A 22,044-nucleotide genomic window follows, 5' to 3' on the forward strand; every position below is an offset into this window, starting at 1 on the left:
ATATACATCATAATTTTTAAAACTATTACTGCTATATTAAATAGCAAATTTAATCTATAATCTCCTGATATTTATATTTATCACTTATATAACTATGTCTCTATCAAAAATATTTGAGCAACAAAGAATTCCTACTATGGAGTTATCTAAAGAACAAAAAAAGAAAATTTGGCTAAATAAATTCATTAAATCATATTTAGTTGTATTTATCGGCTATCTTAGTATGTATATGATTCGTAAGAATTTTAATATAGCTCAGAATGACATGATTCAAGATTATGGTCTCTCTTTTACTGATTTAGGATTGATTGGTTTAGGTTTTTCGATTACTTATGGTCTTGGTAAGACTGTGACAACTTATTACTTTGATGGTAAGAATACTAAACAGGTACTACCGTTTATGCTGATATTATCTGCGATATGTATGATAGGCTTTGGTCTAAGCTTAGGAAGTAGTACATATAGTATATTTCTTATGGTTGCTTTTTATGCTATGAGTGGTTTTTTTCAAAGTCCAGGAGGCTCATGCAGTTATTCTACTATTACTAAATGGACACCTAGAAATAGAAGAGGATTCTTTTTGGGACTGTGGAATATGTCTCATAATATTGGTGGAGCATTAGCTGCGGCCATAGCACTTTTTGGAGCACATGTAGTCTTTGATGGTAATGTAGTTGGTATGTTTATATTTCCATCGGTTCTTTGCTTAATTATTGGTTTTATTGGACTGAGGATTGGTAATGACTCTCCTGAATCATATGGTCTTGGACCTGTTGAGGAAATATTTGATGAACCTATTAGTGAAGAAGATGCTTATGTTAAAAAAGTACAAATATCAAAATGGGAAATTTTTAAGAAATATGTAGTTTTCAATAAGATAATCTGGATCTTGTGTTTTGCAAATGTCTTTCTATATGTCGTTAGAATAGGTGTGGATCAATGGTCACCAGTTTACGCTCATGAAGTTTTAGGTTTTACAAAAGAAACTTCTGCATGGAGTTATGCATTATTTGAATCAGGAGCTTTAACTGGAACATTATTATGGGGGCTATTGTCAGATCTTATTAATGGTAGACGTGGATTAACAGCTATTATTTGTCTTATAGTTACTATCATTTTAATTTTCCTATATCAATCCGCGACTAATCAATATGTATATTTAACTGTAATGTTTCTTTTAGGATTCTGTGTATTTGGACCACAACTTCTTATAGGCGTAGCTGCTGTGGGATTTGTTCCAAAACAGGGGATTGCAGTAGCAGATGGTATAAAAGGTACTTTTGCTTACTTGCTAGGCGATAGTTTTGCTAAACTTGGCTTGGGTATGATTGCTGATAAAAAAATTAGTTTATTTGGCTTCGATGGCTGGTATGGAACTTTTATAGCATTATATTTAGCTGCGATTGTATGCTTCGTGCTAATGATGTTTGTGGCTATTGCAGAAGAGAAAAAAATTAAAAGAAATAAAGAGTATTATTCTAAGGCATAACTAAATAGAGATCTAGAATATACCATTATTATTTTTAGTTTCTTTTGGAATAGGTTCCATAAGCTCCCAATGTTCAATAATCTTTCCATCTTTTACTCTAAATGTGTTAATTGCAGCTGTTCCTAAATCATTTTTTGATGAGTAAAAAATATTTTCTAATATTACATAATCATTACAAGCAAATATTTTTTTTGTCTCAACCCGTGTAAATACTTTTTTATCACCAAGTCCTTTAAGATAGGTAATCAAACCATCTGGTCCATCCTCTGCTGAAGGGTAATGTTGAATGTATGTTTTTCCTAAATATTTAGAGACCTCATCTACATTACCTTTATTAAATATTACATTTAATACAGCATTCTCAAAATCAATTACAGTGTTAACATTTTTTTCATTATATTTACATTTGATAATATTAGATTTAGGTATTATTTCTGGTACGGGATTATCTTGTTTATTTGCTAGTAATATCGTAGGTATTAGAGTGGCTAAAATTCCTAATGATATATATTTCCTCATACAACTCTCCATATTCATTAAAGGGTTAAATCTTTTATTTGTTGCTCAACTTGTTTTAGAGATTTTTCTCGTATTTCAGCACTTAAATCAACTCCTTCAGCACAGATCACAGTTATGTCATTTATACCAATAAAATTAAGAATTGTTCGTAAATAATTTTCTTGAAAATCTAAAGGTTTCGTAGCTCCTTTACTATAGATATTTCCTTTACTAAGAACAAGGATAGCTTTTTTATTTTTTACTAAGCCTTCAGGCCCATTCGCTGTATATAAGAATGTTTTTCTTGCGATCATTATATTATCAATCCAAGATTTTAGTGTTGAAGGGATACTAAAATTATACATCGGCGACTCGATAATAATAATATCATTTTCAAAAAGCTCTTCTATAAGCTTGTTTGAGGTAGTAAGTTTATCTTGATTATTATTTGCCATGGCATTAATAAAGTCTGGATTTATATGTTCTACAGAGTTATCTACAAGATCTCTCTCTGAAACTTTCACCTTGTCAGTGCTTTTTAAATGACTAATTAAATCATCACCAATTTTTCTTGAAACTGAATTTTCTTCTTTAATACTTGATCTAATATGTAGTAGTTTTTTCATTTTATTCCCATGCCTGAGGTTAAAAAATATATACTTATAATTATCACTGTATTTACCAAATAAAACAAGAATGCACAACTATGATAGGTACTAACAAAAATGTAACTGAAGATGGGTACTCTAAAGATTCTTGTAAACCTTTTAGAGAGATCTTAGGTCTAATAGGCGATAAATGGAGTATTATATTGATATCAATACTTGAAGATGGCACTAAAAGATATAGTCAGATTCAGAAAGATCTTAGAGAAATATCCCCAAGAATACTATCACTAAAGCTTAGAGAATTAGAAAGATGTGGATTAGTATTTCGCGAGGTTGAACCTACGGTTCCACCTAGTGTCTTTTATTCTCTTACGGATCTTGGAAAGTCTTTACTGATTCATACGAAAAACATAATACGTTGGGTAGAAGAAAATCAATATAAGATTGAACAAGCTAATGTAGATTTCAATAAATTAAATTCAAAGTAATATAAGTAAAGGAACTAATTTTTATAAAAATTTTATATCTTTGCTAAAGTTCATAATAGAATTTTTATATCACTTGAAATTATAATCTATCTCCTAAAAATTTAGGTTTAAAGAGGTTGATATGATTATTGTTTCAGCAATTACAATGATAAGTTTGGCGATATATATGACAGCTACGCTTATATATCCAGAGAAATTTTAGCTTATAGGAGAGTATAGCTATGAGTTATAATTTTATTCTGTTTGTGGTTTTTATATTTACATTAGTGATTATTACTAAACCACTAGGAACTTATATATTTAAAGTATTTAATAATGAGAAAACATGGTTTGATTGGTTTGCAAAGCCTTTTCAAAGAGTATATCTATTAATACTTGGAGAGAGTTCAAAAAAAGAACAATCAGCGAAAAGTTATTTTTTTAGTTTACTAAGCTTTTCGATTATGGCCTTTATCTTTGTTTTTGTAGTATTACTTTTGCAAGGCCTACTACCTTTTAATCCACAAGAAATTAAGGGAATGGGGTTTTCTCAAGCATTTAATACCGCAGTAAGTTTTGTTACCAACACTAATTGGCAGAGCTATAGTGGTGAGACAGGTGTTAGCTATTTCTCACAGATGCTTGTTCTTACTGTCCAAAACTTTGTTTCAGCCGCAGTTGGGTTATGTGTTGCAATAGTGTTGATAAGATCTGTAGCAAGGCATGAGGCTGCTAAAGTTGGCAACTTTTGGAATGATCTAGGCAAAGCTATATTTTGGGTTTTACTACCAATATCTATCATAATCGCTATTGTATATATATTCCAAGGCGTGCCACAAAACATTATAGCATATTTACATGTACATACTTTAGCTGGTAGTGATCAAATCATTGCTCAGGGACCTATAGCATCACAAGAAGCTATTAAGTCTTTGGGTACAAATGGCGGAGGTTTCTTTAATGCAAACTCTGCACATCCTTATGAAAACCCTACGATAATTACAAACTATATTCAGATGGTTTCAATATTTGCTATAGCTGCGGCATTAACTTATACCTTTGGTAAGTGGGTTGGCAATACCAAGCAAGGTTGGATGATATTTGCAGTAATGTTAGTGCTATTTGTGATATCTCTAATGGTTATGACAATATCAGAGCTTCATGGTTTAGATTTTTTACATAATAATAATATCCAAGATATCTATGGTCAGGTTGGTCATTTATCAAATATGGAAGGTAAAGAGACTCGCTTTGGGATATTTAACTCGACTTTATATAATACTGTTTCAACATCTGCCTCAGATGGTGGTGTAAATAGTGTCATGGATAGTTATTCTGCTATAGGTGGAATGATGGCTATGTTAAATATGGCTATAGGAGAGGTTATATTTGGAGGTATTGGTGCTGGATTTTATGGCTTCTTTATGTTCTTGATGTTAGCTGTATTTATCGGATCATTGATGATAGGTAGAGCACCAAGCTTTTTGGGTAAGCGTATCGAAGCTAATGATATGAAATGGACAATGTTTGCTCTGCTTGTATCACCATGTTGTGTATTAGTGTTCACAGGTTTGGCAGCAGTTATTCCAAGTGTACATCAAGCATTAACTAATAGTGGTGCGCATGGTTTTTCAGAGATACTTTATGCTTATATCTCAGGATCTAATAATAATGGTAGTGCTTTTGCAGGTTTATCAGCAAATACTAGCTATCTAAATATAACTATAGCTTTAAGTATGCTTATCGGACGTTTTGGAGTTATATTTGCGGTAATAATGCTAGCAGGGTCATTAGTTAAGAAAAAACGTAGTTCACAAATGAGTGAAATAAGCTCACTTGATACAACTAGTTTTATTTTCTCGATCTTAGTGTTTTTCACAATAGTACTAATTGGTGGTCTAACTATATTCCCAGCTTTGAGTTTAGGACCAATATTAGATCAACTAAATTTAAATTTTTGATAGGTGATAGCTATGAGTACAAAAAAATCTCCTAATTTATTGTCAAAAGAACTTGTAGTTCCAGCTATAAAGAAGTCTTTTACAAAATGTGATCCTCGTCAGATGATCAAAAACCCAGTAATGTTCTGTGTCGAAGTTGTGACTATTTTGTGTACACTATATCTAGTTTCAGAAATTGTACATAAACAAGATATTGGCTTTACATTACAAGTTGTAATTTGGTTATGGTTTACAATATTATTTGCAAACTTTGCTGAAGGTATCGCTGAAGGAAGAGGTAAAGCTCAAGCTGATACTCTAAAAGCTGCAAAATCTAAGCTTTTTGCATTAAGAGTTGAAAGTGATGGTAATGTCACAAAAGTAGATGCAGAGAGTTTAAAGATTGGCGATACTGTTATTGTTGAAGCAAATACTCTAATTCCTTGTGATGGTGATGTTATTGAAGGTATGGCAACAATTGATGAATCTGCTATTACTGGTGAATCTGAACCTGTTGTTAAAGAAGCAGGTTCTGATAACTCTGCTGTGACTACAGGCACAAAAGTTCTTTCAGATGCTATCAAAGTTAAAGTTACATCTAATCCAGGTGAGAGCTTCTTAGATAAAATGATAGAACTTGTTGAGGGGGCAAAGCGTCTTAAATCTCCAAATGAGATTGCTTTAACTATTTTATTGTCAGGATTAACACTAATCTTTATATTTGCGATTTGCTCTTTATATGGCATGGCAATGTATAGTAATACAGTTTTATCAGCAGTTGTTTTGATTGCTCTTTTTGTGACATTGATACCAACTACAATAGCAGGTCTACTATCAGCTATTGGTATATCTGGTATGGATAGACTTCTAAAGTTTAATGTTGTGGCGTTATCTGGGAGAGCTGTCGAGTCTTCAGGGAATATTGATTTATTACTTTTAGATAAAACAGGTACGATAACTCTGGGCAATCGATTTGCTACGGATTTTATTGCTTTAGGAGCAACATCTCCAGATGAGTTAGCACATGCTGCTTGGATAAGTTCACTTGTTGATGAAACACCAGAAGGTAAATCTATAGTTAAGTTAGCAGAACAGCGTTTTGGCTTTAAACAATCCTCTGTAGATATATCTGAAGCTGAAATCATACCTTTCTCAGCATATACAAGAATGAGTGGCATAAATTATCAAAGTCTTGAAGTAAGAAAAGGGGCAATCTCATCAATAGAAAATTATCTTAAAGATAAGCTTGATAAAGGTCTTCTAAAGATGTTTAGAAAAGTAACAGAGCAGATATCAGAGCAGGGAGGCACTCCTTTAGCGGTGGCTCATAAAGATAAACTTTTGGGTGTGATCCATCTCAAAGATATTATAAAGCCACATATCAAAGAGCGCTTCGAAGAGCTACGTAAAATGGGTGTGCAAACTGTTATGATAACAGGAGATAACCCATTAACAGCCGCAGCGATAGCCGCAGAGGCGGGCGTTGATGATTTCGTTGCTCAAGCATCTCCTCAAGATAAACTAGATTTTATAATCAAAGCACAAAAAGATGGCAAAACCGTTGCAATGTGTGGAGATGGTACCAATGATGCACCAGCTCTTGCACAGGCTGACGTTGGTATTGCTATGGCAACAGGGACGTCTGCAGCTAGAGAAGCTGGTAATATGGTTGATCTAGATTCAGATCCTAAGAAGATAATTGAAATAGTTAAAATTGGTAAGCAAATACTTGTAACTAGAGGAGCATTGACAACATTTAGTATAACTAATGATATCGCTAAGTATTTTGTGGTGATTCCTGCGCTATTTGTGACAGCATTTCCTAGTCTTGGTGCGCTTAATTTTATGGGGTTACATTCTTCAACAAGTGCAATACTTTCAGCAGTTATATTTAATGCTCTAATCATTATCTTTCTGATACCGATGGCATTGATTGGTGTGAAGAATGTTGTAGCATCATCACAAACTTTATTAAGAAGAAATCTTCTATATTATGGTTTGGGTGGTGTGATAGTACCTTTTATAGCTATTAAGCTTATAGACATGCTTATAACAGCTATGCATATAGTTTAAGCAAGGAGTTAATCTTATGAAAAACTTATTTAAATCTTTTATGGCGATGTTTTTCTTTAGCATTGTACTTGGTTTAGTTTATCCATTTTTTATAATGGCAATTGGATATGGTGTTGCACATAATCAAGCTACAGGATCACAAGTTTATTATAATGGCAAAGTAGTTGGTTCAGAGTTGATTGGGCAAACTATGCCAGATAATCTGTTCCAGTCTAGACCGTCAGCATCAGGATATAATCCATTAGCTACTGGTGGTACTAATTATGCAGTTAATAATCAGACACAGTTACAAGATGTTAAAAATAGAATTAAAGACTTACAAGCTAAGTATGGTGTTAGGAAGCCTATTCCAGAAGATTTGGTTTTTGCATCTGGTAGTGGGGTTGATCCAGAGATAAGTTTGCAAGCTGCGCTATATCAATCAAAATATATAGCTCAAAAGAATAACCTTTCTATAGATCAGGTTAATAAACTTATCAAAGAGAATACTAAAGAGCATCTCTTTAATGTGGCTACTGTAAATGTTTTACCGTTAAATATAGCTCTTTTACAACTGATAGGTAAAAATTCTCAAGGTATATCTAGTCTGATATAATTATATTCTGTGAATGTTCTCAACAACTTTAATAGCATTGCTTAAGGCCTCTATGGATAATCAGCAAAAAGTAGATGCACTACTAAATCTAGCAAATAAAAGTCAAGAATCTAAGAAAGGTAAGCTAAAGATCTTTTTAGGCTATGCTCCTGGTGTTGGTAAAAGCTATGCAATGCTTAATAATGCTAGAGCTCTACAAAAAGATAACAAAGATGTGGTCGTTGGGCTTCTTGTTAGTCATGGTAGAGCTGATACGCAAGCACTATTAGAGGGATTAGAGATGATGCCACTTAAAAAAGTGACATATCGAGGTAAGGTGTTTGAAGAGCTTGATATAGATGCAATAAAAGCAAGAAAGCCAGATATAGTAATAATCGATGAATTACCACATTCAAATTTGCCAACATCGCGAAATAAAAAAAGATATATTGATATCGAAGAGCTTCTTGACGAAGGCATTTCTGTTTATACTGCGATAAATATTCAGCATATTGCTAGCTTATCTTATGAAGTTACTCAATTAACACAGGCTAATGTGAATGAGATTGTTCCTAATGATTTTATTCAGTCTGCAGATGAGCTTGTTGTTGTAGATGTTAGTCCAGAAGAGCTTATTAAGAGATTAAAACAAGGTAAAGTCTATAAAAGTGATGCAATAAATAGAGCGTTAGAAAGATATTTTCAGTATACGAACTTAACTATATTGAGAGACTATACATTTAGGATGGCAGCAAACCATGTTGGTCAAGATATTCAACAATATAGAAAGTTGTATCAAAATGGCAGTGCGATACCTACATCACCATACGTATTAGTTTGTTGTGGTTATGATGAAGCAACCCCTAGTTTGCTGCGTAAAGGTAAGCTTTTAGCTACAACATTAAATGCTCGATTAATAGCTATCTTTGTCCAAAAACCAAATAAAGTTACAAAGACCAGATTGAATTTTGCCGTTATCAGACGCTATAAGATGTTAGCAAATAGTTTGGGTTATAATATTGAGCATATTCTTGGGGATAGGATTTCTGATACGATACTTGAATACGCAAAGTCTATAGGAGCTACTGATTTAGTCATAGCTAAGTCAATACGTCCAAAATGGAAAGATAGGTTCTTTGGATCTCTTGTTTATGATGTTGTTCGTAATAATAATACGGGAATGCAAATCCATATTGTTTCGATAAATAAAAAAGAATGTAAGGCTGAAGAGCCTCCACGACATAAAAAGATAAACATAAAAGAGTTAGTTTTAGATACTATAAAATCGGTTTCAATAACTGCGATATCAGGTGTATTTATATTTTTTAGTTTGAATATCGCTGGACTAGTGTCTCAGACACTGTGTTTCTTATTAGTTCTCGCTGCGTGTGCGTATAGGTATGGTTTGATACCATCAATATTATCTTCTCTAGTAGGATTATTCTTATATGTATATTTGTATCTTGAGCCTAACTTTGTATTTCATATATCTAGTTTAGCAGGAATAATTACATTTGCTTTGTTTATGGCGATCGTTATATTTTCGAGTCATGTGATTCTACGTACAAAAAGAGCATTTACTCTTCTTAAAGAGAGAGAAAATAATATTTCCGTATTATATCGATTTACAAAAATATTTAATGAGAAAAGTTTAGATAAAGATTTACGTCCAATATTTTTAAATGCTTTGGAAGAGTATTTTAAGTGTGATTTTGTATTTTTAAGTGTTTCAAATGGTGAATTAGAATCTTCAGCATTTCCTCAACATCCAAATTTTAACCAAAAAGAGTTGGCAGCGGCAAAGTGGAGTTTTAAGTATAAAGACAGTTGCGGTAAGGGGACAAATACTTTCGCAGGATTAGATTGGGCAGTTGAGCCACTAGTTATAGAGAGTAGAGTTCTTGGTGTAATAGCTGTTTATTTAAGCTCAGAAGAAGCTGTGGAGAGAATAGTCACAGACAGTGTGATTTTAAATAGTATGCTATCTCATATATCTCACTTATTACTTAAAAGAAGTCTTGAAAGGGAGGAGAAAAAGTCTCTAGTTCTTGATGAGCAGCGAAGATTACAAAAATCGATGTTATCTTCAGTTTCTCATGATTTAAAGACTCCTCTAGCATCTATAATGGGTGCCTTAAGTAGTGTTAAATCATTTAAAGAATCTTTTACTCAGGAGCAACAAGATGAAATGATTGATCTAGCTTTGACAGAGTCTAAAAGATTAGACAACTATATAGATAATATAATTCAGATGTTAAAAGTCGACTCAGGAAAACTATCTTTGAGTATAAGAGATGTTGATAGTAATGATTTCCTTGCAGAAATTGAACAGGTTTGTAAAAGAGTCTATAGCAAGCAGAAGTTTAAATTTATAGTGCCACGAGAGTCATTTAAAATACAGTTGGACCCTATCCTATTTCAGCAGGTTATTCTTAATTTGATTGATAATGCGGTTAAATTTACAGCTGCTTTTGACAAAGAAGTCATTGTTTCTCTTGTAAGAAAAGGTAACGAAGCTTGTCTTTTTGAAGTAAAGGATCAAGGTATTGGCTTAAAAGAGGTAGATATGGAGAAGATATTTACAATTTTTCATAGAATTGAAAAAAGAGACAGCTATACCCATGGTAACGGTTTAGGTTTGGCTATATGTAAAGGGATTGTTACTGCACATAATGGTAAAATACGTGTTTATAGTGATGGCGAAGGTAAAGGAAGTGTTTTTAAAGTTACATTACCTTTGCAATTAAACTTAAACAATAAGTAAATATAGATAGTTTAAATATGATAAAAAAAATACTAATAGTAGAAGATGAGCCACAAATTAAGAAGCTTTTAGAAAAAACTTTTTTGGTATTAGGGTATGATGTTGAGAGTGCACCAACAGCTTCAGTAGCGACTAGTCTGCTAAGTCAATATCATCCTGATGTTGTCATTCTTGATCTTGGACTTCCTGATCAAGATGGCCAAGACTGGCTTAAGGCTGTAAGAATTAGTAATGACGTACCTATTATTGTAGTGTCAGCAAGAAATGATACAGAAGAGGTTGTCAAAGCTTTAGAAAATGGTGCAAATGATTATGTTAAAAAGCCTTTTGATATGCCTGAGCTGATTGCTCGAGTTAGAAGACAGTTGATTCCTGTTACTAAAAATGATCTTGAAATAGCTAATGTATATAGCTTTGATAATCTCATAGTCGACTTAAATGATCATAAAGTTATTTTGGATAATCAAGAAATTCACTTATCAAAAAAAGAATTTTCGATTTTGAGATATCTAGTCAGACACTCTGGTAAGTTAGTAATGCAAAATGCTATTTTGCATGAGGTTTGGGGAGATTGCTATGGAGATGGGGCTCAGTATCTAAGAGTGTATATTGGACAGTTAAGAAAGAAGCTTTCTGCCTGTAAAAAACAACCATTAATTGTTACAGAAAATGCTATAGGCTATCGCTTTATTATGGCTGATTGAGTTTATCAAATTTAAATAATGGTTATCAAATTTAAATAATATAAAAGTTTTAAAAAGCGTATATGATATCTCAAAAAGTATTTTGAGAATAAAGTAAGTGCTAAAAACAGTTATATTTTTATTTATTTTTTTGATTATAAGAGTAGCTTTTAGTAATGAGGAAAATGAATTAAATAAAGAAACAATAGAGAGCAATACTTTAAAATATTTTACAGATCCATTTTTAGATACTTATGATTCTTTGACAAATGCTGAAGATAGTTGGGGTATGCAAAATAGGGCTGGGCACTGGCACTTAGGCTTGATGTTCGGTGGAACTATGGGGGGATCTAATATGAAAATGCGTGGAGCTACAGGCAATGTGATGATTATGCCAGGATATAACTTTAACAAATATCTAGGTATTCAGTATAATCAAATGATTTCATACAGTGGAACCTTTACAGGTATAGGCGAGGCAATCATTATGATTCCCACTGGTTCAATGATTATGCCATATGCTACAGCTGGGGCTGGTTGGTCGAACATGTCAGGACCTGTACAAGGTGCTTGGGATGTTGGAGGTGGTATCAATATTGCACTATCAAAGACACTTAGTGCTATTGCTAGTTATAGATATATACAGACTATGGCTCCTAGTCCTATTGCTGGCGCAGGAATGAATCAGCCTAACGCAAGAGCTGCTATGAGTATGGTATCAGGTGGTTTAGTATGGTATTTTTAGATTAAATGGTATCGATATTTTAGAAACTCATCTTTTTTGGGTCCGGATATTTTCCATACTAGACTAATCTCACTCTCTAAATTATAAAGTTTAGCTGAATATAAATCATCAACACATATATGAGCTTGCTCACTTTGCCATAAATTATCATCTATACGTATTAAATCAAAAAGTTTGACGAGATTGTTATAACCAAATCGAGCATGAGATAAACTTATACGTTGTGGATTTATCTTTTGCCAGATATATTCGTTAGAAATACTTATAGGTTTGTTTGAGCTATTTAGTATAAAAAATCCTTCTTCTTTGAAGTATATACAATTATCTTTTTGTTGAGATATAACAGTACCATATCCATCTCCATTCCAACCTGTTTGAGAGTTTTTGCCGCTCTTGGATTCATACTTAAAGTGCTGTATATTAAGTAGCTTAGAGAATAGTTCCATAGTGTTAACAAATTTGGTTTTTATGACCGTGATTATATGAAAAAATTGTTAGATAAGTCAGCATTATTTGCTTAGTTGTTAAAATAGAGTTATTATTTCAGCGCTTAATAAAAAATTATAATAAATTTTATGAACTCCAGATCTATCGGCTCAGTTTTTTTGATAATAGGTACTACTATTGGAGCAGGGATGCTATCTTTACCTTTGATAGTTGCTTCGTGTGGTTTTACTATGGCGATAATTCTTCTCATATTATCATGGAGTGTGATGTATGTAACAGCTATTAAGTTATTGAGAGTTTGTGCTGAATATCCTCTTGGGGTTAATTTTACAACAATGATGCAAGCTCGAGTATCTAAAGGATATTTATTATTTTTTAGCATTATATACTTATTATTACTTTATTCATTGATGTCAGCATATACGACACAAGGATCATCATTAGTAGCTACAATTGGAAGTCTTGAAGGCTATTCGAAATTCGATGTAGCGTTATCGGCTATTATTTTTACACTAATATTTGGTACTCTAATGTTTAGCTATAGAGTTAGTGACTATGCAAATAGATTGTTTGTGATACTTAAGTTTGTGTTTTTTGTAGTAGCTGTCGTTATTATGTTGTTTTACATAAATACGAGTTATTTAAGTAGAGCACCTCTTAGTTTTTCGGCATTTATTTTTGCATGGCCAACGTTATTACCATCTTTTGGTTTTCATAATATAATTCCAGTCATTTACGAGTATCAAAAAGGAGATATTAAAAGTCTAAAAAAAAGTATACTTATTGGTAGTTTATGTGTTTTGATTATATATATAATTTGGATTTTATTGGCTTTGGCTCTTATTCCTCAACAAGGATTACATAGCTATCAAACGTTGTTTTCTTCGAGTAATAACACGCCTATGGGACTTGCTTCAGAAATTAGACATGTTTCAAAATCTGCTTTCTTGGAATCTGGTTTAAATGTATTTATGCATATAGCAATTATTACATCTTTTATTGGTGTGGGAATTTCTCTCATGCATTATATTCGTGACTTATTCTCTCGCTATAATAGACAGATTGGTAATATAATTTTAGGGTTGATTTGCTTTGTACCTCCTTTGGTATTTACTGTTTTTTACCCTAGAGGGTTTATACTTGCACTACAATATGCGGCAATATTTGCTGTGATAATATTTGTTTATACGCCAGCATTTTTAAGTAGAAAGGCAGATCTTAAGGTGTATTATTCAAATATCTATGTGATATCGATGGGAAGCATAGTAATATTTTTTCAAATTTTTAATTTGTGCTTTGATATCAATCCATTTACGGGTTTTTAAATAGTCGATGATAATTTAAGCTAGAACATATATAATGTATGATTAGCGTTTTTATAAGTATAAGATTATAGAGTTATGAGATTCGTAGATGAAGTAGTGATTAAGCTTCAAGCCGGTAAGGGCGGTAATGGTTGTGTTAGTTTCCGTAGAGAAAAATATGTTCCTCGTGGTGGACCAGATGGTGGCGATGGTGGTCATGGAGGTAGTATTTATCTAAAGGCGGATGAGAATGTAAACACTTTGATTGATTATCGCTATAAAAGAGAATACTACGCTGAAAATGGGCGTCCAGGAGAAGGGCGTAATTGCTACGGCAAGGCTGGTGAGGATATGTATTTAATAGTACCGGTTGGTACTAGTGTATTTGATCTTGAAACGAACAAAAAAATTGGTGAAGTTTTAAATAATGGTGAAATTCTTAAGTTAGTTTCAGGCGGTAAGAGAGGGATCGGTAATACCCACTTCAAGAGTAGTACAAATCAAGCTCCAAGAAAGTTCACTCTAGGTGAAGAAGGTGAGTATAAAGAAGTTCGTCTAGAACTAAATTTATTAGCAGATATCGCATTGTTAGGCTTGCCAAATGCTGGTAAATCAACACTTATTCGTTCTGTATCTGAAGCTACACCAAAAGTTGCAGACTATCCATTTACAACTATGTATCCTCATCTAGGAGTGGTTAAGGTCGGTGTAGATAGTTTTGTAATGGCGGATATCCCCGGTGTAATTGAAGGAGCTGCTGAAGGAGCTGGGCTTGGTCTTAGATTTTTGAAGCACTTAACTCGAGCAAGATGTGTGTTACATGTAGTAGATATTTGTCCATTTAATGAGTCAGATCCTGTAGAGAACTATTTCGCAGTTGAGAAAGAACTTAAAAAATATAGTGAAGAACTATATGATAAGCCTAGATTTCTAGTTATCAATAAGATTGATTTGTTGGCTGATGAAGTAGAAGAAAAGTGCCAGGAGTTTGTCAAACAGATAGGCTATGAAGGTAATTATTACATGATATCGGCAGCTATGAAAAAAGGAACAGAAGAATTAGCTAAAAAGCTTAATGAGTTTTTACAGAAGCAAGAGTAAATAATAGATGAAAATAAAGAATCTAATATTTGGTTCACCAATTCCTAATGCAAAGCAACAAGATCAAAAAATAGGTTTATTTGCCGGATTTGCAATATTATCATCAAATGCTTTATCTTCAGTTTCTTACGCAACGGGAGAAGTTTTTATAGTTTTAGCTACAGCAGGTGCGGCAGCTGTTTCACAGTACTCTATAGGAGTATCTGTGATGGTTATACTACTGATGCTATTGATGGGTTTCTCTTATGCTCAAGTCATAAAAGCGCATCCAGAAGGGGGCGGATCTTATTCAATAGTAAAAGCACACTTTAGTGAAAGATTAGTATTACTAACTTCAGCATCATTGATTATTGATTATATACTTACCGTAGCAGTTTCTGTTTCAACAGCTGCTGTAGCTATTAGTTCAGCATTTCCAGGATTAGAGAATTATAGTACTAAGTTAGCCTTATGTTTTTTAGTCTTTTTGATGGTTATGAATTTAAGAGGGGTAAAATCTACAGCAAAAATCTTTGTGTGGCCAACTTATATGTTTATTGTGTCAATAATTGTGATGATAATAGTAGGCATATATCAGTATAATCATGGCACTCTAGAGACTTTCAGCTATAAAGAAGATTATCTTAATCAAATGCAAGCATCGATGGGTGTGTTGACAATAACTCTTGTTCTTAGAGCTTTTTCTTCGGGAAGTTCAGCTTTGACTGGTATAGAGTCTTATGCTAATGGTGTTTCTGCTTATAGGTCGCCAGGACTATCTAGGGCTATTGTTGGGCTATTACTGATGGTTTTCTTATCTATCGTGATGTTTGCTGGAGTTACTTTTATTGCTGCAAAAACACAGATACTACCTAATTTCTCTGAAAGCGTTCTATCTCAGGTGGCTCACCAAGTTTTAGGAAATGGATTTTTTTATTATTTTTTACAAGCATCAACATGTTTGATTTTGCTTATGGCTGCTAATACATGCTTTACAGGGTTTCCTATTCTTGCTGCAATTATGAGTAAAGATAATTATCTACCTGAACAGCTTCAGCGTCTAGGTGATAGATTTGCTTTTAGAAATGGTATTCTTATTTTGACAGTTTTATCAGCTATTTTAGTTATTGTTTTTGATGCTAAAGTTAGTAGATTGATTCCTTTATACGCATTTGGTGTTTTTATTGCATTTACTCTTTGCCAAGCAGGTTTAGTTAAATACTGGTATAAAAATAAGCGTTTTTATAAAAGCTGGGGATTAAGAGCTTTTATTAATGCTTTTGGCTGTGTAGCAACTTTTGTTGTGTTGACTACTATTATTGAGAGTAAATTTTTTGAGGGTGTCTGGATTGTAATAATTGCTATATTAATAATAATGTATGGTTTATATTCAATTAAAATGCATTACATTAAAAGAGAACATAATCTAGCTTTAAGTATTGATGAGGCTGTTGTAAATGCGTGTATACATGAAAATTTAAAACCAAAGATAGTTATATTAATCTCTCGTATTCACCGTGGTACAATAGATGCGTTGACATTGGCGAGAAATATCTCTGATGATATAACACCAGTATTTGTTTCAGCAAATGAAAAGAAAATAGAAAAAATAAAGACTGAGTGGAAGAATCTTGCATTCAAAGAAAAGCTTCTCGTTATGCGACCAGTTTATAATTCATTTATCACACCTGTATTACAGATTTTGCATAAGAATGACTTAAGAGATCCTGAAAAAGGATATTCTGTAGTAATAATTCCTGAGGTTGTAAATACAAAATGGTGGCACTTCTTATTACATAACCAAAATTCGCGCATGGTTAAGCTAGCTATTGCCGCGATGGATAAAAAAGATAATAAGACAGCTACTAGAGTAGTTATCTCTGTACCGTATAAGGCAGAATAACGGATGTTGAGATTTTTTAGAAATTTCTGGCATATATCTGATTTTTTCTGGAAAAGTAAGTACGGTAAAATAGCTTTAGCAATAGTAGTCTTGTTGCTAGTTCTTGAGGGACTTGGTGTTGCTCTGAGTGTTTACTTAAACTCTTGGAATGTTGGGTTCTATAACTCAATTCAAGAATATAACAAGGCATTGTTGATACATCAATTAATCATTTTTACAGTCTTAATATCATTAATGATGTTCAACTTCTTTCTATCATATTTAGTTAAGCAGTTTTTTGTTATTTTTATCCGTAAACCAATGACTGATTTTTATACTAAAAATTGGCTGTACTCACGATCATACTATAGAAGTAAACAGGTTGATAATCCAGAAGAAAGGATTGATGAAGATGTCACAAGATTTATTACAGATTCACAGTCATTATTTTTAGGAATCACAAGAAGTATTTTTAGTTTTTTCTCATTTGCGGTAGTTTTGTGGGGACTATCAGGAGACTATACTTTCAATATTTTAGGTGTAGATATTACCATCTATGGTTATCTTTTTTGGGTGGCTTTTTTATTGGGTCTTTTGAATATTGTTGTAGTATTTTGGGTTGGTAGACCCTTGAAAAAGCTAGTGTATCAAAAACAGAAGTTACAAGCTAACTTTAGATACCACTTATCTACCATTAGAAACAATAGACTCTCAGTTAGAGATTACAATGCTGAAAGATATGAATATGCTCGTTCTAGAAGGAATTTCAAAGCAATTGTAACTAACTTCTATAGTTTAATGTTCCGTAATGCAAAAATAGATGTTGTAAATACGCTATTTAGTCAAGTCTATGCAATTATTGGTACAATCTTGTCATTACCTAGATATTTTGCAAAACAGATAAGTTTTGGTCAGATGATGCAGGTAAACTCAGCAGTAATGCAAGTTATATTCCCTATGGTTTATCTTACATATGTGTATGAGACCTTAGCTAGCTTAAGAGCTAGTATGTCACGACTTACAGAGTTAAAGCATGAAATATCCTCAGAAAAAGCAAAAGCTGATGAGATAGATATGCTTAATTGCGAAGAAAGTATTTTAGAAGTAAATAGTTTTTCGTTGCAAAAATCACAAAACTCACCATTCTTGTTGGATAACATATGTTTTAGGCTAAAGAGTCAAGAAAGATTGCTTATAAGTGGCCATTCTGGCATTGGTAAAAGTACTCTGTTAAGAGCTATTGCAGGGGTGGGGTGTGGTAGTCATGAAGGAGATATTATCTTTGCCAAGAAGTGTCTCAAGATTTGTTTATTACCTCAGAAACCTTATTACCCTGAAGATGATTTTAAGCGAGCTATTTTTTATCCAATACAGTCGGGAATACCTTCAGATGATAAGTTTATCGAGATTCTTGAGTTATTAAATGTCGGCTACTTAGCAAAATACATAAATACAATAAATGATTGGCGAAATTTTCTATCGTCTGGTGAGCAGCAAAAGCTTAATTTCTGTAGGATTTTTGTTAAAGAGTATGATTTACTGTTACTTGATGAGGCAACTTCAAATATTGACATAAACTCTGAAAGAAAAATATATCAAATTCTACAAGAAAAAGGATTTACATATATCTCAACAAGTCATAGTGAGAGAGTTAGAGAATACCATGATAGCTTTTTAGATTTTTCTAATGATTGATCAAAAGATGGACAATAATACTAGCGAAATAGCCTATGGCAATAACCCAAGTCCACTTGAGGTGTCCCATAAAAGTATATTTACCTTTGGATTTACCCATCACAGCAACACCTGCTGCTGAGCCTATAGCTAGTAAGCTACCACCAACCCCAGCAGTTAGAGTTATTAGTAGCCATTGAGCATGTTCCATTGTTGGATTCATGCTAAGGACAGCAAACATAACAGGGATGTTATCAATAATTGCTGAAAGTATACCAATAATCGTATTTGCTTGAGTATGTGCAGAGAAAAGGCTTGGTGCAATTGATTGCATATCTGTATAGATATATTGAGATGCTAAACCAAGATAGCCTAAAGCTGCTAGTCCTTGTACAGAAACTAATATTCCATAGAAAAACAACAGTGTATCCCACTCTGCTTCTTTGACTTTATCAAAGATATCAAAAGCATGAGGAGGCATTTTGTGTTTTTTAGGATTCCTATTCTCATAAGCAATTTTCAGTCCGTAGATATAGTTGTATATCATTACATATCCGAAGCCAGTCATCATTCCTAGTGATGGTGGTAAGTGAAGTAAATGCTCAAATGATACAGCAGTAGCAATCGTTAAGATAAATAGCAAAATAACTGGAATAGCACCACGTTTAAGCTCTACTTTTTCCTCTATTATCGATTGAGACTCCATTTTTGGTATAAAAAAGCTCATAATAATAGCTGGTACTAAGAAGTTCACTAATGATGGTACAAATATAGCAAAGAACTCTGTGAATTTTACAACCCCAGTTTGCCAGACCATCAGCGTAGTAATATCTCCAAATGGAGAAAATGCTCCACCTGCATTTGCTGCAACTACAATATTAACACAAGCCATAGTAATAAATTTTTTATTGTCTTTGCCAATAGATATTACAACAGTACTCATCACTAGAGCAGTTGTTAGGTTATCAGCAACTGCCGATAAGAAAAAAGCTATAATACCGGTAAGCCAAAATGTTGCCAGATATCCAAAACCAGCTCTTAGCAATGTACTTTTTAGCTTAGCAAAGACATTTCGATCTTCCATTAGATTGATATATGCCATTGCAACTAATAAGAATAATAAAAGCTCTCCATATTCAGTCATGATGTGGTCAAAGTTTGAATGTACAATATTGTCCGCACCAACTGACTTGCCAACTATTGCTACCAATATCCATATAATACCTGCTGCGAGAATTACAGGTTTAGACTTATTGAGTTTAGTGAAGTCTTCGGTCATAACAAATAAATAAGCAATTACAAAAACCACAACAGCAGCAATCGCTAGTGGTTGGTTAACAGCATGAACACTTACTGCACTTAGAGATTTAGCCCCTTCAGCAAATGATAATATAGGTAACATGCTTGTAAATACTATAAGTAGGAGTTTTTTAAACATTATATTTAAATAAAAATTATCGATGGCGCTATTATAACATTGTCAGCTAGAGAGTTAAGAAAATAAACTAAGCTTTTAGCTTTGGTAGTACTACTATACTAAATGGGTAACATATTTATATTAATCTGATATAATAACCCGCTACTTACATATAAAATACAAGGGGTGTTTCTATGTGGAAATATTCTCCAATTAAAACTATTCTTATTCTAGGACCTATGGTTTTTGCTTTTGCACTAGCTATGGATGTCTATATGCCTGTTCTACCAGATATGCGAGAGGCTTTTAAAACAACTCAGCAAATGGTGCAAGTCACATTATCTTTGTTTTTGGTTGTTACAGGAGTAGGTCAGCTTATTCTAGGACCATTATCAGATCAATTTGGTAGATTCAAAATTATTTTAATATCTTCTATTATATTTTTGATAGGATCTGTTTTATGTGCAATCTCCCAAGATATTGAGTTTTTGATATTTTCGAGAGTTGTTCAGGCTGTTGGATGTTGTGGTCTATCAGTATGTGCTTTTGCGATTATTAGAGATGCATTCTTCGGTAAAACAAGTTCGATGATATATAGTTTTATTAATGCGATAATCTCTATTTCACCAATAATAGGGCCATTAATTGGAGTGCAATTAGCGATACATTTTCCATGGTATTCCGCTTTTATATTTCTGACTATATTAGCTTTTGTTTCATTTTTGATAATAGTATTTTTTGTCAAAGAAAGCTTACCTGTTGAAAGACGCAAAAAGATGACTTGGAGTGTTTTTGCTAGATATTTACATGTCTTAAAGTCTTTGCAGTTTTGGGCATATTCGTTGGCAGCAGTATCAGGAATGGTTTCGTTTTTTATATTATTTTCAATGACGCCATATATTATTAATTATTTGGGTTATCCAATTTCAGAGATATATATTGTATTTGGTTCAGCAGGAGTGGCATTTCTGATAGGTTCAATATTTGCTGGAGTTATTGTTAACGCGCTTGGTGTCTATAACACTGCATTTCTGGGTGTAGTGTGTGTGTTTATCGCAGGTGTTTTGTCATTTGGTATATATGAGATATGGGGATTAAGTTTATGGGGCTTTTTTGCGCCGTGTTTCTTAGCGACATTTGGTTGCGCTCTTACCGCAGGTACTGGCGCTAGTGGTAGCATGGAGCCTTTCTATGAAATGGCGGGTGTTGCAGCAGCACTGTTTGGAACTATGGAGTTTGCTATTAGTGGAACTATAGGCAGCATAGCTATGTTATTCCCAGCAACTAGCTCTTTACCAATAGCAATTACAATGATTATCATTTCTATTATTGCTGCATCACTGTTAATTCTAGTCAAAATTACACAGACAAAAGAATAGTTAATATTTGTAAATCTTAGAAATTACTTATGCTAAAAATATTAAAAACTATATTTAGTACAGTCAAATCAATATCGAGCTCCTACTGGAACTGGTATATGGATTCGTGGAGAAGAATTGCTCCAATAAGATACTTTGGTATTTTTCTTATGATATTGATAATAATATACGAAGTTTTCTTTAAATCTTAACTTAATAATGCTTGTGAAGCATAGTCTTATGAACTGTGGTTAGTTTCTGTCAATCTTTAAGTTTTAATATGCGCATATGCATGACAGCTATGCGCATATAGATATTTTTATCTATTTTGAAATAAATTAGAATCACTGGTATTGAGTTATCATAACATTAATTATTGCCTTTTGAATTAGTCTAGATGTTCTTATAGATCAAAGGCAAAAGTTAGATACTCTAATTTCAAAAATTGATTTCATAAGAAACTAAAGGATAAACTATGAAAAAAACATCACTGGTTGTAGTGGCACTATTTACATCAACATTAGCTTTAGCAACGCCATTCACTTTGAATATTGATAATCAATCTGAAACAACGGGATTGCAACTTCATTCATCTACTGATGGAGATAAGAATCTTGAAAAAGGCATTAATACCTTTAATCTCGATACTCAAAATCAGTATGAGATCCGTATACCAAATGTTCAAATAATAGGATCATTGAAGCAAGATGCAAGCTTTTTTACTATGCAAAGTGTTCCAATGAATCCACAATATTATCAAAACTTGAATGTTGAAATCTCGTCTCCAAATGGTTCATACAAAACTGTAACACCAAAACAAGCGAGCTTAATATTACCCTCACAGGAGGCAAAGCTCCTGAGCCAGTAGCTGAGTATACTTACGATGCGGGTGTCTGGGATAGTTCAAAAATATATCAAGTTAAGTATAATCCAACTTTATACCCTAAAGTACTATATTCGGTAGATGGAGGTAAGAACTATATGTCTTATGTGGCTTGCTGGTATGCAGATGCCTCAAATACTCCAGGAGATGGCGATCCT

The 22,044-nt window shown here is 33.0% G+C and carries 18 protein-coding genes; 14 read left to right on the forward strand and 4 right to left on the reverse strand.

Annotated elements, in window-relative coordinates:
* Positions 1 to 94: 94 nt before the first annotated feature.
* Positions 95 to 1,489: a hexose-6-phosphate:phosphate antiporter gene (gene uhpT, locus ACKTR7_RS02590; RefSeq protein ID WP_407876894.1), complete on the forward strand. Its 1,395-nt coding sequence runs from the start codon at positions 95 to 97 to the stop codon at positions 1,487 to 1,489.
* A 12-nt stretch (positions 1,490 to 1,501) separates the two neighbouring features.
* Here the strand turns inward: uhpT and ACKTR7_RS02595 are convergent, their stop codons facing one another.
* Positions 1,502 to 2,008 carry a nuclear transport factor 2 family protein gene (locus ACKTR7_RS02595; protein ID WP_407876895.1) on the reverse strand — a complete coding sequence of 169 codons (507 nt, stop codon included), beginning with the start codon at positions 2,006 to 2,008 and terminating at the stop codon, positions 1,502 to 1,504.
* 17 nt (positions 2,009 to 2,025) lie between these two features.
* Positions 2,026 to 2,613 carry an FMN-dependent NADH-azoreductase gene (locus ACKTR7_RS02600; protein WP_407876896.1) on the reverse strand — a complete coding sequence of 196 codons (588 nt, stop codon included), beginning with the start codon at positions 2,611 to 2,613 and terminating at the stop codon, positions 2,026 to 2,028.
* Between the two features lie 80 nt (positions 2,614 to 2,693).
* Here ACKTR7_RS02600 and ACKTR7_RS02605 point away from each other — a divergent pair, with 80 nt between their 5' ends.
* The 7 genes from ACKTR7_RS02605 to ACKTR7_RS02635 all read left to right on the forward strand — a co-directional run bounded on the left by ACKTR7_RS02605 (position 2,694) and on the right by ACKTR7_RS02635 (position 11,841).
* On the forward strand, positions 2,694 to 3,083 hold the full coding sequence (locus ACKTR7_RS02605) for a winged helix-turn-helix transcriptional regulator (RefSeq protein ID WP_044527014.1): 390 nt from the start codon (positions 2,694 to 2,696) through the stop codon (positions 3,081 to 3,083).
* A gap of 221 nt (positions 3,084 to 3,304) precedes the next feature.
* Entirely contained in the window at positions 3,305 to 5,023 is a 1,719-nt protein-coding gene (kdpA, locus tag ACKTR7_RS02610) for a potassium-transporting ATPase subunit KdpA (protein ID WP_407876897.1), read from the forward strand.
* Positions 5,024 to 5,035: 12 nt separating this feature from the next.
* The gene (gene kdpB / locus ACKTR7_RS02615; protein ID WP_407876898.1) at positions 5,036 to 7,075 is read left to right on the forward strand and encodes a potassium-transporting ATPase subunit KdpB; all 2,040 of its coding nucleotides are present in this window, start codon (positions 5,036 to 5,038) and stop codon (positions 7,073 to 7,075) included.
* Between the two features lie 16 nt (positions 7,076 to 7,091).
* Positions 7,092 to 7,670 carry a potassium-transporting ATPase subunit C gene (locus ACKTR7_RS02620; RefSeq protein WP_407876899.1) on the forward strand — a complete coding sequence of 193 codons (579 nt, stop codon included), beginning with the start codon at positions 7,092 to 7,094 and terminating at the stop codon, positions 7,668 to 7,670.
* A gap of 52 nt (positions 7,671 to 7,722) precedes the next feature.
* Positions 7,723 to 10,413, forward strand: coding sequence for a sensor histidine kinase (locus tag ACKTR7_RS02625; protein WP_407876900.1), 2,691 nt, complete (start codon positions 7,723 to 7,725; stop codon positions 10,411 to 10,413).
* 17 nt (positions 10,414 to 10,430) lie between these two features.
* Positions 10,431 to 11,117, forward strand: coding sequence for a response regulator transcription factor (locus ACKTR7_RS02630; RefSeq protein ID WP_407876901.1), 687 nt, complete (start codon positions 10,431 to 10,433; stop codon positions 11,115 to 11,117).
* 241 nt (positions 11,118 to 11,358) lie between these two features.
* A complete protein-coding gene (locus tag ACKTR7_RS02635; RefSeq protein WP_407877133.1) occupies positions 11,359 to 11,841 on the forward strand; it encodes an outer membrane protein in 483 nt (160 codons plus the stop codon).
* On the opposite strand, the gene ACKTR7_RS02640 is transcribed toward ACKTR7_RS02635, so the two are convergent.
* A complete protein-coding gene (locus ACKTR7_RS02640; protein ID WP_407876902.1) occupies positions 11,838 to 12,287 on the reverse strand; it encodes a DUF6314 family protein in 450 nt (149 codons plus the stop codon). The two genes, ACKTR7_RS02635 and ACKTR7_RS02640, sit on opposite strands and share 4 nt — an antisense overlap.
* Positions 12,288 to 12,416: 129 nt before the next feature.
* On the opposite strand from ACKTR7_RS02640, the gene ACKTR7_RS02645 reads away from it, so the two are divergent.
* From ACKTR7_RS02645 to ACKTR7_RS02660, 4 genes are all read left to right on the forward strand, one after another.
* Complete coding sequence (locus ACKTR7_RS02645) at positions 12,417 to 13,613, forward strand: amino acid permease (protein WP_407876903.1); 1,197 nt, start codon at positions 12,417 to 12,419, stop codon at positions 13,611 to 13,613.
* 75 nt (positions 13,614 to 13,688) lie between these two features.
* Positions 13,689 to 14,693: an Obg family GTPase CgtA gene (gene cgtA / locus ACKTR7_RS02650; RefSeq protein WP_407876904.1), complete on the forward strand. Its 1,005-nt coding sequence runs from the start codon at positions 13,689 to 13,691 to the stop codon at positions 14,691 to 14,693.
* A gap of 7 nt (positions 14,694 to 14,700) precedes the next feature.
* Positions 14,701 to 16,575 (forward strand): APC family permease, encoded by a 1,875-nt coding sequence (locus tag ACKTR7_RS02655; RefSeq protein ID WP_407876905.1) that lies wholly within the window; start codon positions 14,701 to 14,703, stop codon positions 16,573 to 16,575.
* A 3-nt stretch (positions 16,576 to 16,578) separates the two neighbouring features.
* Positions 16,579 to 18,249 (forward strand): ABC transporter ATP-binding protein/permease, encoded by a 1,671-nt coding sequence (locus ACKTR7_RS02660; protein WP_407876906.1) that lies wholly within the window; start codon positions 16,579 to 16,581, stop codon positions 18,247 to 18,249.
* Here ACKTR7_RS02660 and nhaD read toward each other — a convergent pair.
* Positions 18,239 to 19,666, reverse strand: a complete 1,428-nt coding sequence (gene nhaD / locus ACKTR7_RS02665; protein WP_407876907.1) for a sodium:proton antiporter NhaD — start codon at positions 19,664 to 19,666, stop codon at positions 18,239 to 18,241. The two genes, ACKTR7_RS02660 and nhaD, sit on opposite strands and share 11 nt — an antisense overlap.
* 173 nt (positions 19,667 to 19,839) lie before the next feature.
* Between nhaD and ACKTR7_RS02670 the strand changes: the two genes are divergently transcribed.
* Both ACKTR7_RS02670 and ACKTR7_RS02675 read left to right on the forward strand, forming a co-directional pair.
* Positions 19,840 to 21,024: a multidrug effflux MFS transporter gene (locus tag ACKTR7_RS02670; RefSeq protein ID WP_407876908.1), complete on the forward strand. Its 1,185-nt coding sequence runs from the start codon at positions 19,840 to 19,842 to the stop codon at positions 21,022 to 21,024.
* 454 nt (positions 21,025 to 21,478) lie between these two features.
* Positions 21,479 to 21,871 carry a hypothetical protein gene (locus tag ACKTR7_RS02675; RefSeq protein ID WP_407876909.1) on the forward strand — a complete coding sequence of 131 codons (393 nt, stop codon included), beginning with the start codon at positions 21,479 to 21,481 and terminating at the stop codon, positions 21,869 to 21,871.
* The last annotated feature ends 173 nt before the right edge of the window (positions 21,872 to 22,044 follow it).

Origin of the sequence: Francisella sciaenopsi (genome assembly GCF_045862875.1) — a bacterium.
GTDB lineage: Bacteria > Pseudomonadota > Gammaproteobacteria > Francisellales > Francisellaceae > Francisella > Francisella sciaenopsi.